Origin of the sequence: Streptomyces sp. NBC_01233 (genome assembly GCF_035989305.1) — a bacterium.
In the GTDB taxonomy this organism is placed as follows: domain Bacteria; phylum Actinomycetota; class Actinomycetes; order Streptomycetales; family Streptomycetaceae; genus Streptomyces.
This window is the reverse complement of the sequence record NZ_CP108514.1, coordinates 6,446,873-6,461,252: the sequence shown is the minus strand read 5'-3', so window position 1 is coordinate 6,461,252 and position 14,380 is coordinate 6,446,873. Positions and strand designations below refer to the sequence as shown.

The following is a 14,380-nucleotide window of genomic DNA, read 5'->3' as shown; positions in this document are numbered from 1 at the left end:
CCACTTCACGGGGTACGGGACCCGCTTACTTGATCCACTCCGCCCAGTCCATGTTCCAGCCGTTGAGGCCGTTGTCCGGGGCGATCTGCTTGTCCTTGGAGTTCTTCACGACGACCACGTCGCCGATCAGGGACTCGTTGAAGAACCAGGCGGCGGGCTGGTTGTCGTCGCCGGCGCCGCGGACGTCCTTGAGGCCGACGCAGCCGTGGCTGACGTTCGCCGAGCCGAAGGTGCCCGCGGAGGCCCAGTAGTTGCCGTGGACGAAGGTGCCCGACTGCGACAGGCGCATCGCGTGCGGGACGTCGGAGATATCGTACTCGCCGCCGAAGCCCACGGTCGCGCCGTTCATCCGCGTGACCTTGTACTTCTCGCTGATGACCATCTGCCCGTTGTAGGTGGTGGTCGACGGGGCGCCCGCGGTGATCGGGAGGGTCTTGATGACCTGGCCGTCACGGACGACCTGCATCTCCTTCTCGCTCGCGTCCACCGTGGAGACCTGGGAGCGGCCGACGGTGAAGGTGACCGTACGGGTCTGCTTGCCGTAGACGCCCGGGCGGCCTTCGACTCCGTCGAGGGCGAGCTTCACGGTGACCTTGGTGCCCGCGGCCCAGTACTTCTCGGGGCGGAAGTCCAGGCGGTCGTTGCCGAACCAGTGGCCCTCGACCGGCACGGCCGGCTCGGCGGTCACGGTGATGGCCTTCTCGACGGCCTCGGGGTTGGTGATCCCACGGGTGAAGTTGATCGAGACCGGCATGCCCACGCCGACGGTCGCGCCGTCCTCGGGCGTGTAGTGGCCCACGAAGGTGTTGGTCGGCGTCAGGGTGGTGAAGGTGGTGTCCTTGGCGGACTCCCGGCCGGCCTCGTCCTTGGCGACCGCGTGCACCTTGTACTCGGTGGCGGAGGCCAGGTGACGGGCCGGCTCCCAGTTCGCCCCGTCGTCGGTGAGCTTGCCCTCGACCGCGTTGCCCTTGGTGTCGGCGACGGTCACCGTGGTGAGCTTGCCGCCGGTGCTGGAAATCTTCAGGACGCCGCTGGTGGCGACCTCCTTGGCCCCGTCGTCGGGCTTGACGCTGACGACTGCCTTCGACGCCTCGGTCCCGTTCTTGGCGCCGCCCCCGGCGTTGTCGCCGCCGCTGCCGCTGCTGTTACTCCCGCCACCACCGCTGCACGCGGTGGTGAACAGCAGGGCCGCCCCCAGCAGAAGGGCCGGCAGGCCGGTGCGGGCGCGGCCGCGTATCGGCTGCAGGTTCACTCTTGTTCTCCCCATGTCCCCCGCGCGCGGACAGTCGCGCGCTTGTCGACAGGAAATCACATGGGCAGATCACGATGAGCCACGGTCTTGTCACCGTTCCGTCCCAACTGCCGCGCGTCGGCCGGGACGGCTTGCGGGTCAGTCCTCGGTGCCGGGTTTGGTGCCCCAGACGTAGACGGCGTCGCCCTCGGTGAGCAGGCCCCAGAGGCGCTCCGCGTCCGGCTCGGTGAGGTTGACGCAGCCGGCGGAACCACCGCCTCCGTAAAGGGAGCCCGGCGTGCCGTGCAGCGCCTGGCCCCCGTCGAAGAACTGGGCGTACGGCATGGGTGAGCCGTACAGCGAGGAAACGTGGTCCTTGCTGCGCCAGTACACCTCGTGCCAGCCGGGCCGGGTCTCCTGGTAGTCGCGGCCGGTGCGGATGGGCACGGGCGGGAGGACGACCTTGTCGCCCCTCTGCACCCACAGCAGCTGACGGTCCATGTCGACACAGGTGACGCGGTGTTCGCGGACGGGGCAGTCGCCCGCGGCGTTGGGGTCGGGACGGGCGGTCACGACGAGCATCGTGCGGTAGGTGGACAGGCCCGGGTAGCCGTGGGCGGGAGTGACGCCGTTCGCGCGCTGGAAGGCGCGGACGGCGTGGCAGTCCGCCGAGGACTGCACCCCGTCGACCGGCCGGCCCAGGTGGTTCTCCAGCTCCCGTTGGTAGGGGCCGGTGCCCGCCACGCACGCGCTCTCCGGTTCCGCCGGGGCGGCCGCAGCCTGGGACGGATGCAGGCCCGCCAGTGCGAGCAGGGCGCCGAGTGCGGCCACGCGTACTGTCGGACCTGTCCCCTGACGTCCGGCCATCCGGACCTCCTCGGGTCTGCGAGCTCGACGGTCGCGGCCCAGCCAACCCTTCGGGCGGGGGTCCGGCTCGCGCTGATGCGCCGGCCGGGTGAGGGGGTCACTCCACCGGCGCACCGGTGCGCGCGTCCCGGGCCCGGCGGCCGTCGTCCTGCTTGCCCTCGGGCTCGTCCACGGCGGGGATCCGCTCGTGGCGCTTGTTGTGGAAGGTGACCACGAGCCGCCGGCCGACCGTCCCGTCCAGCAGCAGGGGGCCGGTCACCGGGTCCTCCGGCAGCACGTAGCCCTCGGCGACGTCCGTCTCCACCAGGAAGTACGGGCCGTCGGCGAGCCTGCCGAAGTCGCAGGTGCCGTCGGCGTCGGTGGCGCAGCCCGGCCTCGCCCGCTGGTCGGCGTCGACGCCCCCGGTCTGGAGGCGGGCGGTGCCGTTGGTCTCCTTCCAGAGCTCGAACACCGCGCCGGGCAGCGGCGAACGGGTCTTGCCGTCCTTCGTCCGGACCCGGATCGCGCCGCTGTACGCAGCACCCTCCCGCCGGTTCGCGACGTTGACGACGAGCCCGTCCCTGGCGGCGGCCTCACCCAGGTTGAAGCCGGTGAACGGTTCGTCCGGCCGCTCGTAGCCGGCGGGGACCGCGATCTGCACCCAGTAGTACGCCTCGCCGGTCGCGAGCTCCACCGTGCAGGTGCCCTTCGCGTCGGTCACGCAGACGCCGTCCTGCCGTTCGTCCGGGGCCTGACCGGTGCGCTGTGGCCCCGCCAGGTCGTTGGTCTCGCGCCACAGCTCGAACCGGGCCCCGGACAGGGGCGCTCCGGTGTCCGGGTCCGTGCTGCGCAGCACCACCCGGGCGGTGCCGGCCGCCGCAGCGGGCGGCGCGGCACGGGCCGGCGCCGCCGCGCCGATCACCACCGCGGCGGCGAGTCCGATCGGCCACGCCCTCGTCGTCCAGGCTGTCATGCCACTCCGTCCGTCGTACGGGGCCGCCCGCGGATGCTCGCACCGGAGCCGGGGCGGCCGGTCCAGCGGTCGGGGTCCGGTCCCTTGCCGACATGACGCTCCGCCCGCTTCCCGCTCCCTGATGCGCCCTGACAGGCTGGGGGCAGGGGCCGGCGGATCGGGGCGCGGACACTCTCCGCTACGGCATTCCGATCACACGAGTCACCCGTGCGGGCGCTCCGTGCGGCGTTCAGACGATGGCGGAACCGGCGACCCAGTCCGCCCAGGACATGTTCCAGCCGCCCAGCCCGTTGTCGGCGGCGACCGTCTTGTCCTGCGAGTTGACGACCTCCACCACGTCCCCGATCAGGGTCCGGTCGAAGAACCAGCCGGCCGGGGTGTCGGAGCCGCCGCCCTTGTCGTCGCGCAGGCCCACGCAGCCGTGACTCACGTTGGTGGTGCCGAAGGTGTCGGGGCTGGACCAGTAGTTCCCGTGCAGGAAGGTCCCGGAGGAGGTGAGCCGCATGGCGTGCGGGACGTCGGGGATGTCGTACTCGCCGCCGAAGCCGACGGTCTGGCCGTTCATGCGGGTGACGTCGAAGAGCTCCATCACCACCATCTTCCCGTTGTACGTGGTGGTCTTGGGCGCCCCGGCGCTGACGGGCACGGTCGACAGCAGCTCCCCGTCCCGGCGGACCTCCATGGTGTGCGCGGCCGCGTCCACCCGGGAGATCTGGGAGCGGCCGACGGTGAAGGTGACGGTCTTGGACTGGATGCCGTACGAACCGGGCGCGCCCTCAACGTCGCGCAGGTCCATCTTCACGGTGACCTTGGTGCCGGCCTTCCAGTACTCCCTGGGCCGGAAGTCGAGCCGCTCGCGGCCGAACCAGTGGCCGATGACCTGCACGGCCGGGTCGGAGGTGACGGTGATGGCCCGTTCCACCTCCGCACGGCGTTCGATCGGGCGGTTGAACTTGAAGGAGACGATCATGCCGGTGCCGACGGTGGAGCGGTTCTCGGGCTTGAAGTAGCCGATGAACCGCTCCTCGGGAACGTAGGTGGTGAAGGTGGTGTGCCGGGCCTGGCGGCGGTTGTGCCCGTCGAGGGCGACGGCGTCCACGGTGTACTTGGCCGCGAGTGCGAGCCGGCCGGAGGCCGGGTCGGGGCTCCAGCTGAGCCCGTCGGCGGCGATGGAGCCGGGGACCTCCTCCTCCTGCGCGTCCTCCACCTTGGTGACGACGACCCGCTCCAGCCGGCCCTCCGGCACGGTGACCGTCAGCCGCGCGTCGCCCTGGACCCCCTTGGCGTTGTCGTCGGGGGTGATCCGGATGGCCTCGTCCGGCGAGCGGGGTTTGCCGGGCAGCTGGATCTCGACCGGCGACTTGCCGTCCTGGGTGCATCCGGCCAGCCCGCCCAGCAGGCCCGCCCATGCCGCCACGGCGGCCAAGCCCGCCCCTGCCCGCCTCGTCAGAAGTGTCACGATCCCTCCAACGACCGGGCCCCTCCGGGGGAAACGTGAGGGCGTGGCACGTTCCGGGCAGAACAGTCAGGGCAGAACAGTGTGAAGGACCAGACGGGGGCGGGCCCAGGCCGGGACGCCGGGGCCGCACTCCCCCTCCCCCCGCAGGTACCCAGGAGCCGTGGAGGCGGGCAGTGTCGAGCGCAGCCGAGCAAGAGGCGGTGGAAGCCGTCGGCAACGCCGTCGATGCGGTGCGGGGCGGCCAGGCCGCGCCCGTACCGCCGGTCGACGGCCATCCGGACGGACGACCGAACGGCGATCAGTCGAACGGCCGTCCGGGCGGCCATCCGAACGGCCAGGTCAGGGGGCAGGTGTTACGGACCCACACGCGCCCGGGACCAGCGGTGTGGCCGGGGTCCTCGCATCCCCTGGGCGCCCGGTTCCACCACGGTCCGGACGGGACCGCGGGCACCAACTTCGCCCTGTGGGCGCAGGGCGCGGAGGCGGTGGAGCTGTGCCTGTTCGACGCCGAGGGAGCGGAGACCCGGTGCTCGCTCACCGAGCTCACGCACGAGATCTGGCACGGCTTCGTGACGGGCGTGCGTCCCGGGCAGCGGTACGGATTCCGGGTGCACGGGCGCTGGGACCCCTGGACGGGCGCCCGGTTCAATCCGGCGAAGCTGCTCCTGGACCCGTACGCCCGGGCCGTCGACGGGGACTTCACCCTGCCGCCGGAGGTGTACGGGCACGTCCGGGACTGGCCGCAGCAGTACATCGCGGACACCGTGCGCGACGACCGGGACTCGGCGCCGTACGTCCCGAAGGGCGTGGTCGTCCACGATGACGACGACTGGGCGGACGACGTCCGGCCGAAGACCCCGTGGGCCGATTCGGTGATCTACGAGCTGCACGTGCGCGGCTTCACGATGCGCCATCCGGGTGTTCCGGAGGCACTGCGCGGCACGTACGCGGGACTCGCCCATCCCGCGGCGGTCGAGCACCTGACGACGCTGGGCGTCACGGCGGTCGAGCTGCTGCCGGTGCACCAGTTCGCGCACGAGGACCACCTGTTGCGCCGGGGACTGCGCAACCACTGGGGCTACAACTCGGTCGGCTACTTCGCCCCGCACGCGGGGTACTCGTCGAGCGGGACGACCGGCCAGCAGGTCGGGGAGTTCAAGCGGATGGTCCGGGCCCTGCACGCGGCGGGCATCGAGGTGATCCTCGACGTGGTCTACAACCACACGGCGGAGGCGGGCGAGCTGGGCCCGACCCTGTCGCTGCGCGGGATCGACAACCGGGGCTACTACCGGCTCCAGTCCGACCAGCGCCGCTACGCCGACTACACGGGCTGCGGGAACACCCTGCACGCCGGGCGCCCGCACGTGCTGCGCCTCATCACGGACTCCCTGCGCTACTGGGTGACGGAGATGGGGGTGGACGGCTTCCGCTTCGACCTGGCGGCGGCGCTGGCCCGCTCGATGCACGACGTGGACATGCTGTCCCCGTTCCTGGCGGTGATCGCCCAGGACCCGGTGCTGCGGCGGGTGAAGCTGATCGCCGAACCGTGGGACGTGGGCTCGGGCGGCTACCAGGTGGGCGCGTTCCCCCCGCTGTGGACGGAGTGGAACGACCGCTACCGGGATGCCGTACGGGACTTCTGGCGGGGCGCGCTGCCCGACGTACGGGATCTCGGGTACCGGCTGTCGGGGTCGAGCGACCTGTACGCATGGGGCGGGCGGCGCCCGTACGCCTCGGTGAACTTCGTGACCGCGCACGACGGTTTCACCCTGCGCGACCTGGTGTCCTACGAGCGCAAGCACAACGAGGAGAACGGGGAGGGGAACCGGGACGGGACCAACGACAACCGCTCGTGGAACTGCGGGGCCGAGGGCGAGAGCGACGACGCCCGGATCGGGGTGCTGCGCCGCCGCCAGCTGCGCAACCTGCTGACCACCCTGCTGCTGTCGACGGGGGTTCCGATGCTGGTGGCGGGCGACGAGTTCGGGCGCACGCAGGGCGGCAACAACAACGCCTACTGCCAGGACAACGAGACGGGGTGGGTGGACTGGTCGCTGCTGGAGGACCCGGCGTGGCGGGAGCTGTTCGCGCTGACGGAGCGGCTGATCTCGCTGCGGCAGGCCCATCCGGTGCTGCGGCGGCGGGCGTTCTTCTCGGGACGGCCGCAGGGGGCGGACGGGCTGCGGGACCTGGCCTGGTTCACGCCGGCGGGCGCGGAGATGACGGAGCGGGACTGGTACGCGCCGGCCGCCGCCCTCGGGATGTTCCTGTCGGGGCGGGACATCCCGGGCCGTGACGAGCGGGGCCGGCAGGTGACGGACGACAGCTTCCTCGCGCTGCTGCACACCGGGGACCGGCCGCTGGCGTGGGTCCTGCCGGGGGCGCCGTGGGCGCAGGCGTACGAGCTCGTCCTGGACACCTCCCTGGAGAGCCAGTCCGTGGCGCCCGGGACCCGTCACCGCGGCGGGGAGACGCTGACGGTCCCGGCCCGCTCGGTCCTGCTGTTCCGGGTCTGCGGGTCCCCGCCGCGGGAGCCGTCCGCGTGAGGGGGCGGCGGCCGCCCCGCGCGCCGCCGCGGACCCGACGGGGCGCCTCCGGGCGTCCGCGGACATCCGGAACGCCCCTCACGTTCGCCCTGCGATGATGTGTTCGACATCGTTCTGAGGGGGTCCCTGCATGGGCAGAGTCAACACCGCGCTGCAGGAACTGCGCGGGGCGCAGAAGTCGGCGAAGGGGGTGTCGCTGTATTCGCGGTTCGTCAACCGGCCCGCCGGGCGCTACCTGGCCGCCGGTTCGTACGCGCTCGGGCTCACCCCGAACCAGGTGACCCTGGTCAGCGCCGCCTTCAGCTTCGCCGCCGTGGCCGCGGCGGCCCTGTGCGCGCCCTCGTGGGGGCTGGGGATCGCGGTGTGGGCGGCGCTCGCCGTCGGGTTCGCCTTCGACTCCGCGGACGGGCAGCTGGCCCGGCTGCGCGGGGGCGGCAGCGCGGCCGGCGAGTGGCTGGACCACGTCGTGGACGCGGCCAAGCTCACGGCGCTGCACTCGTGCGTGCTGATCGCCTTCTACCGGTTCCCCGAGGAGTACGGAACGACGGCCGAGGCCTGGCTACTGGTGCCGCTGGGCTTCCAGTTCGCCTCGGTCGTCACCTTCTTCGGCGGGCTGCTGACCGAGAAGCTCAAGCCGAAGCCGGCCCCGGGCAGCCCCGCCGCCGCCCCGTCGACCCTGCGCGCGGTGGCCCTGCTTCCCGTGGACTACGGGGTGTTCTGCCTGGTGTTCCTGCTGCTCGGCGGCGGGAAGCTGTTCGCCTGGACGTACGCGGGACTGGGCGCGGTCGCCGGGCTGTTCCTGCTGGCGTTCCTCGCGAAGTGGTTCCGGGAGCTCAGCGCCGTTCCCCGGTGACCTGAGCGGGGAGCGCGGGCGGTTCCGCGAGCGCGTCCAGCGCCCGGCGCAGCTGGGTGCTGGAAGTGTGCACGGTGTAGGGGAAGTAGACGACGTCGACGCCGTGGGCGGCGAAGTCCTTCTCCAGCCGGTCGCCCTTGGGCGTGCCGCGCCAGTCGTCGCCCTTGAAGATGACGTCGAAGCGGACCTGCTTCCAGGTCTCCACCTTGTCCGGGACGGTCTCGACGAAGGCGGCGTCGACGTACTTCACGCTGCGGACGATCTCCAGCCGCTCGACGAGCGGGATCATCGGGCGTCGCCCCTTGGCGAGTTCGGCCATCTCGTCGGAGACCACTCCGGCGACGAGGTAGTCGCACTGACTCCGGGCGTGCCGAAGGATGTTCAGATGTCCGATGTGGAACAGATCGTAGGCCCCCGGCGCGTAGCCGACTCGGTACGGTCTACGCCCTGGCGCGCCAAAGTCGGACATGTCGCGCTCCGTCATCTGTTATCCCCAGCGGCCGCACCCCCCGGTGCAGCTGATTAGCAGACAATAGCGTGCACGTTCCGCAGTACGCGGGTGAACGAATAGGGTGACGTGCGCATCATCCAGGGGAAGAGGGGACGCTCGGTGTCCAGATCCGGTCAGCGGCGCATGCTGCTGGTTTCCACCAATTACGCTCCGGAGCATGCGGGGATCGGCCCGTACGCCACCCAGATCGCGGAGCACTGGGCGGATCTCGGCCACGAGACCCACGTCCTCGCCGGCATGCCGCACTACCCGGCGTGGTCGATCGAGCCGGAGTACAAGGGGGCGCTCCGGCGCACGGAACAGCGCGCGGGCGTCACCGTGCACCGGCGCGCGCACACCGTACCGCCGCGCCAAACCGCCGTGAAGCGGGCCCTTTTTGAAGGATCGATTCTGCTGCACGGCGCCGTGGCTCCGCCCCGGATGCCCAAGCCGGACGCGGTCCTCGCCCAGATGCCCAGCCTGGCCGGCGGGGTGCTCGCCGCCCGGCTCGCGGCGCGCTGGAAGGTCCCGTACATCCCCGTCGTCCAGGACCTGATGGGCGCCGCCGCCGCGCAGAGCGGGATCAGCGGCGGTGACAAGGCGGCCGCGATCGCCGGCCGCGCCGAGGCCTACGCCCTCAAGCGGGCCACCCTCGTCGGCGTCATCCACGAGACCTTCGTGGACCGGGTCGTCGGCATGGGCGTGGACCCGGGCAGGATCCGCCTCGTCCCCAACTGGTCGCACGTGGCGGTGCCCACCAAGCCGCGCGGCGAGACCCGTCGCCACCTCGGCTGGGGCCCCGGCGAGACCGTCGTCCTGCACTCCGGGAACATGGGGCTCAAGCAGGGGCTGGAGGTCCTCGTGGGCGCCGCTCGCCTGGATCCGCATGTCCGCTTCGTCCTCATGGGGGACGGAAGTCAGCGCGCGGCGCTCGCCGACCTCTCGGCCGATGTGCCGAATCTGGACATCATCCCCGCTGCCGCGGACGGCGAGTTCCCGGATATCCTCGCCGCGGCGGACGTACTCGCGGTCACGCAGCACGCTGCCGTGCTGGACATGAGCGTGCCGTCGAAACTCACCTCCTACTTCCAGACCGGCCGTCCCGTCGTCGCCTCCGTGGCGGCGGAGGGCGGCACCGCCCAGGAGGTGGAACGCTCGGGCGCAGGGGTGCTCGTACCGCCGGAGGACCCCGAGGCCCTGCTGAAGGCCGTACGGGCCCTGGCCGAGGACCCCGAAGGCGCAGACGCACTGGGAGCGGCCGGACCCCGCCACGTGGCGGCCCATCTGAGCCGTGAAGCGGGCCTGGCCCGCATCGACGCACTGATAGACGAAGCACTTGGGGGACCCCGGCCGTGATCGAGACGAACCGCCCTGCAGCGGCACCGGCCGACGACGAACCGGATCTCCTCAGAGACCAGTTCCGGCAGCTCCTGCGCTACCGCAGGCTCATCGGCGCGGGCATCGGGATCGGCCTGCTGGGCGGCGTCTACCTCGGCATCTCCACGGCCGACACCTACGTCGCGACCGCCGACGTCGTGCTGCGCGCGCCCACCGACGACCCGTTCAACCCGAGCCTCGCCCCCGACAAGGCGATCAACATCGGCTCGGAGCGCCAGGTCGCGCTCAGCTCCTCCATAGCCAACGAGGCGGCGAAGAAGCTCGGCGTGTCCGCGTCCGGCTTCGCCGCCCTGCGCAGCGGTCTGCAGGTCACCAACCCGCCGCAGACCATGGTGCTGCGCTTCACCTACACCGCGTCCTCCCCCAAGGAGGCCGCCAAGCGCGCCAACGCGATGACCGAGGCGTACCTGCTCAAGCGGCAGGAGTCCCTCGACGCCACCCGCGACAAGATGGTCAAGGGCTACAAGGAGCAGCGCGACCCGATCGCCAAGCAGCTCGACGAGCTCTCCAAGGAGATCGCGCGGATGCCCGCCGGCGCGGGGCGCGACGCGGCCGGCTCCTCCAAGACCGACCTGCAGAGCGAGGTCGGCGGGTACAACACCAAGATCACCAAGCTCGAAGCCCTCGACATGACCCCGGGCCGGGTCACCAGCGCCGCGACGGCGCCCCCCGCAGCCGACGGCCCCGGCATCCTGATGTCCCTCGCGCTCGGCGCCGCCGTGGGCCTCGCCCTCGGCCTGCTCGCCGCCTGGGTCCGGCTCGTCTTCGACCCGGCGCCCCGCTCCGAGGGCGACGTGGCACGGGCCCTGCGCGCACCCGTACTCGGCTACCTGCCCCGGGACCGGACGGGCGGCGGGCCGCTGCTCGCCGCCGGCGAGGCCGATCCCCGCCTCGCCGAGGAATACCGCTCGGTGGCCTTCCGGCTCGCCTACGACTCCCGCTTCGCCGACCGGCGCCGGCTGCTCGTCGTCGCCCCGCGCGGCAGCAGCGAGACCGCCGCCGCGGTGGCCGTGAACCTCGCCGCCTCCTTCGCCGAGACCGGCAAGGACGTCCTGCTCATCGAGGCCGACCTGCGCACCCCGGTACTGGCCAGCCAGTTGCCGACGGACGCCGGCGGCCGGCCCCGCTGGAGCCAGACCCCGGGCAGTCCGAAGGGCGGCGGACGGCACTCCGACTCCGAGTGGCCCGACGGACGCCAGCTCGTCGTGGACGCCGGCGAGTCCGGCTCCTTCGACCTGATCCCCGGCGAGCGGGCGCGCAACGTGCCGCGCGCGCTGACCTCCCCGCGCGCCACCCGGCTGATCTCCGAGGCCGACTCCCCCAACGCGACCGTCGTCGTGCTCGCGCCGCCCGTGCTCTCGTACGCCGACGCCCTCGCCCTCGTCGACCGCGTCGACGGCGTCCTCGTCGTCTGCAATCCGCGCGGCGTCCACCGCACCGATCTGTCCCGGATCCGCGAGCTGATCAGCGGCGCCGGCGGCACGGTGCTCGGCGCGGTGCTGCACGCCCCGCTGCCCGGCGAGAAGCGCGGCCGCGGCAAGGACAAGAACCCCGCTCCCGCCCCTGCCGCGAGCTCCCCGGCGAGCGGGCCGCAGCCGCCGCAGCCGATCCCGTACGAGGTGGCCGAGCCCGAGCAGCACATCCCCGGTGACGGCACCGACACCGTCGCGCTGCGCACCGTGCGCATGGGCCGCAGATGAGCCGACGCGGCCTCGCCGCCGTCGCGTCGGTCCTCGACCAGGCCGCCTCCAGCGCCACGAACATCCTGGTGCTGGTGCTGGCCGCCCGGCTGTCCTCGGCAGCCGGGTTCGCCGGCTTCTCGATGGTGTACGTGACCTTCAGCGTGCTCCTCGGACTCAACATGGCCTACGTCGGCCAGAGCCTCGTCCTGGAGAAGGGCGAAGGGCTCGGCGCGACGTGCCGCTCCGCCGTCGGCTTCACCGGGGCCGCGTCGGCCGCCGTGGGCGCGCTGCTCGTGGTGGTGGGCCTCGCTCTCCCCGGCACGCCCGGGCGGGCCTTCCTCGCGCTGGGCCTCGTACTGCCGCTGGTGCTCCTCCAGGACGGGCTGCGGTACTGCTTCTCCGCGCTGCGCGCCCCCGAGCGGGCGCTGGCCGCGGACGCGCTGCGGCTGGTGTGCGTGGTCGCGGCGCTGGCCGTGCAGCCCGAAGGGGCCTCGGCGGGCCGCCTGGTACTGGCGTGGGGCCTCTCCGCGGTGCCCGCGCTGGTACTGGGGCTGTGGCTGCTGCGGCCGTACGTCCGCGGCGCCCGCGCGGACCTGCGGCCGTACCTGCGGCGGGGTCACCTCGGGCAGCGCTTCGTGGTCGAGTTCGCGGTGGGCAACGGCTCCAGCCAGCTCGCCGTGCTGGGCCTCGGCGTCTTCGCGACCCCGCTGGCCGTCGGCGCGCTGCGGGGCGCGACCACCCTCTTCGGGCCGCTGAACGTGCTGTTCAACTCCGCGAACGCCTTCGGGCCGCCGGTGCTCGGCCGGATCGGCGGCAAGCGGGCCACGGTGCGGGCGACCGCGCTGCTGGGGCTGGTGCTGGCCGCGGTCGGCGCGGGCTGGGGGGCCGTGCTGTACGCACTGCCCGACCGGTTGGGCCGTCAGCTGCTCGGCGACACCTGGACGGCGACGGCCGGGCTGCTGCCGGCGACGGGGGCCCAGTACGCCGTCATGGGGCTCGGCACCTGTGCGCTGCTGACCCTGCGGGTGCTGGCGCCGAAGGCCACGCTGTCCTTGCAGGTGGTCTTCTCGCTGCTGTCCGTGGGCCTGCTGCTGGGCGGCTACGCGGTGGGGGGTGTGGCGGGCGCCGCGGTGGGCCTGACTGCCGGCTCCGCCCTCAAGGCCGCGGCCGCCTGGTGGCGCGTCACCCGCCTGCGAGTCCCTGCTGCGCAGGACCGCGAACCCGAGCCGGCCCCCGCCGCCTGACCCGCTGCCCGCCGTTTCCCGGGCTCTGCCCGGACCCACGGGTTCGGGGGCGGCGCCCCCGCAGCGGCGCGGCACCTGCGCACGGGCGGGGCTAGCGCAGGGTGGTGGACTTGTCCGTACGGTACGTCGCGACCAGCGCGAGGCAGAGGGCGGCGATCGCCACGCGGCCGGACGCCTGGAGCAGCGGTCCGCGCAGCAGGATGAAGGAGTAACCCGCGACCAGCGGGACGACCACCGAGATCAGGCTGCCCGGCGGCGACCGCCGCGTGGCCCGTTTCGCGTAGCGCCGGTCGACGCGGGCGGAGGCGTACCCCATGCCCAGCAGTCCGGCGCCCATCCCGAGCGGACCGAAGTCGAGCCACAGCTCCGCCCAGATCGGGGAGGAGAGGTTGGTGTTGACCGTGCCCATCCACTGGCCGACCATCACGCCGGTGTCCCGCGGCTTGCCCGCCCACACCGAGCGTGGCACCGCGAACAGGATCGACCCGGCCAGCTGGCGCCCGTAGAAGTGCCCGGGGCCCGACTCCGAGAAGGTGATGGTGTTCGCGAACATGCCGATCTGGTCGTAGTCCTTGAGCGCCATCGGCTCCAGGAAGGACGTGGTCTCGACCGGGCGGTAGTTCTTCTCGTCGTACCGGAAGCGGTCGGCGAACGGGAAGATCAGGAGCGCGACGACCACCGCCATCGACAGCGCCACGCGGTACATCGCCGCGCTCACCGGGAAGACGGTGAAGAGCAGCGCGAACATGACCGTCAGGAACCAGTACCGCGGGTTGGAGATCGGGTTGTTGACGATCAGGTTGAGGCCGACGAGCGCCGCCCACGTGACGATGACCGACACCTTGCGGCGGGCGAACTTCGAGGTGATCAGCCAGCGTGTGTAGAGGAGCAGCGCGAGCAGTGCCGGGACGGTGCCGAAGCCGCGCAGCAGGGCCTGCCCGGCCTGGCCGTCGCCGTTGGAGACGCCCGCCTCCTCGATGCCGGCGATGATCTCCTGGCGGCTGGAGAAGAAGACCGCCGGACCGCCGAGCTTCATGATGAAGACCGCGCTGCACCCGAAGGACAGGATCGTGAGCAGCTGGAGGCGCCGCCGGTGGGCCATGACCGGGCGCGACTTCTTCTGCGAGCCGCCCGCACGCCCGGCCGGCCGGTGACGGGCCAGCAGCACGCCGACGTCGAAGGCCGTGCAGCCGAGCAGCACCAGCCCGATGGCGACGGTCAGGTCGGAGCGCGGACCGACGACCGGAGTCGGGACCTGGCCGAGGACGGCCTGCGCGAGCGGGGCCACGCCCATGGCCATGTAGACGAAGAGCCAGAAGGAGCCCTGAAGCAGCTTGCGTCGGCTGGTGAGCACCATCGCCGAGAGCCGGGCGCCCGCGTACATGGTGAGCAGCAACTGCAGCCAGAAGGCCGCGTCGCGGGCGCCGGCGCCCGACTGGGCGGCGACGAACAACGGCAGGAAGACGGTGAATCCGAGCGCGAGCGGGACGGACAGCGCGCGCGAGAGCAGGGTGCGCGGGAGGGTGGCCCGGCCCCACAGGCTCTCGTCCTCGAAGGGGGACGGGGCGGGCTGCTTCGCGGGCGTTGCGGAGGGCTTGCGTACGTCCGTCGTCACTGCCGCCCCCACCCGATGTGCCTGGTCCGCGCGCAGTCTAGTC

The 14,380-nt window shown here is 72.5% G+C and carries 11 protein-coding genes; 5 read left to right on the top strand and 6 right to left on the bottom strand.

The window, feature by feature from the left end:
- Positions 1 to 25 precede the first annotated feature (25 nt).
- The 4 genes from OG332_RS30905 to OG332_RS30890 form a co-directional block, all read right to left on the bottom strand.
- Complete coding sequence (locus tag OG332_RS30905; RefSeq protein ID WP_442816235.1) at positions 26 to 1,267, bottom strand: L,D-transpeptidase; 1,242 nt, start codon at positions 1,265 to 1,267, stop codon at positions 26 to 28.
- 123 nt (positions 1,268 to 1,390) lie between these two features.
- On the bottom strand, positions 1,391 to 2,098 hold the full coding sequence (locus OG332_RS30900; protein ID WP_327416534.1) for a L,D-transpeptidase family protein: 708 nt from the start codon (positions 2,096 to 2,098) through the stop codon (positions 1,391 to 1,393).
- 97 nt (positions 2,099 to 2,195) lie between these two features.
- Positions 2,196 to 3,050, bottom strand: a complete 855-nt coding sequence (locus tag OG332_RS30895; RefSeq protein ID WP_327416533.1) for an MSCRAMM family protein — start codon at positions 3,048 to 3,050, stop codon at positions 2,196 to 2,198.
- A gap of 229 nt (positions 3,051 to 3,279) precedes the next feature.
- Positions 3,280 to 4,500 (bottom strand): L,D-transpeptidase, encoded by a 1,221-nt coding sequence (locus tag OG332_RS30890; RefSeq protein WP_327419435.1) that lies wholly within the window; start codon positions 4,498 to 4,500, stop codon positions 3,280 to 3,282.
- Between the two features lie 182 nt (positions 4,501 to 4,682).
- On the opposite strand from OG332_RS30890, the gene glgX reads away from it, so the two are divergent.
- Both glgX and OG332_RS30880 read left to right on the top strand, forming a co-directional pair.
- Positions 4,683 to 7,055, top strand: coding sequence for a glycogen debranching protein GlgX (gene glgX / locus OG332_RS30885; protein ID WP_442816234.1), 2,373 nt, complete (start codon positions 4,683 to 4,685; stop codon positions 7,053 to 7,055).
- Positions 7,056 to 7,185: 130 nt separating this feature from the next.
- Positions 7,186 to 7,908, top strand: a complete 723-nt coding sequence (locus OG332_RS30880; RefSeq protein ID WP_327416532.1) for a CDP-alcohol phosphatidyltransferase family protein — start codon at positions 7,186 to 7,188, stop codon at positions 7,906 to 7,908.
- Here the strand turns inward: OG332_RS30880 and OG332_RS30875 are convergent.
- A complete protein-coding gene (locus OG332_RS30875; RefSeq protein ID WP_327416531.1) occupies positions 7,889 to 8,377 on the bottom strand; it encodes an adenylyltransferase/cytidyltransferase family protein in 489 nt (162 codons plus the stop codon). The two genes, OG332_RS30880 and OG332_RS30875, sit on opposite strands and share 20 nt — an antisense overlap.
- A gap of 165 nt (positions 8,378 to 8,542) precedes the next feature.
- Here OG332_RS30875 and OG332_RS30870 point away from each other — a divergent pair, with 165 nt between their 5' ends.
- From OG332_RS30870 to OG332_RS30860, 3 genes are read left to right on the top strand one after another with little or no spacing between them, the layout of a single operon-like run.
- Positions 8,543 to 9,754, top strand: coding sequence for a glycosyltransferase (locus OG332_RS30870; protein ID WP_327419433.1), 1,212 nt, complete (start codon positions 8,543 to 8,545; stop codon positions 9,752 to 9,754).
- The gene (locus tag OG332_RS30865) at positions 9,751 to 11,496 is read left to right on the top strand and encodes a lipopolysaccharide biosynthesis protein (RefSeq protein ID WP_327416530.1); all 1,746 of its coding nucleotides are present in this window, start codon (positions 9,751 to 9,753) and stop codon (positions 11,494 to 11,496) included. The genes OG332_RS30870 and OG332_RS30865 overlap by 4 nt, the downstream gene beginning before the upstream one ends.
- Positions 11,493 to 12,722: a hypothetical protein gene (locus OG332_RS30860; RefSeq protein ID WP_327416529.1), complete on the top strand. Its 1,230-nt coding sequence runs from the start codon at positions 11,493 to 11,495 to the stop codon at positions 12,720 to 12,722. The genes OG332_RS30865 and OG332_RS30860 overlap by 4 nt, the downstream gene beginning before the upstream one ends.
- A gap of 91 nt (positions 12,723 to 12,813) precedes the next feature.
- On the opposite strand, the gene OG332_RS30855 is transcribed toward OG332_RS30860, so the two are convergent.
- Positions 12,814 to 14,262, bottom strand: coding sequence for a hypothetical protein (locus OG332_RS30855; RefSeq protein WP_327419432.1), 1,449 nt, complete (start codon positions 14,260 to 14,262; stop codon positions 12,814 to 12,816).
- Between the last annotated feature and the right edge of the window lie 118 nt (positions 14,263 to 14,380).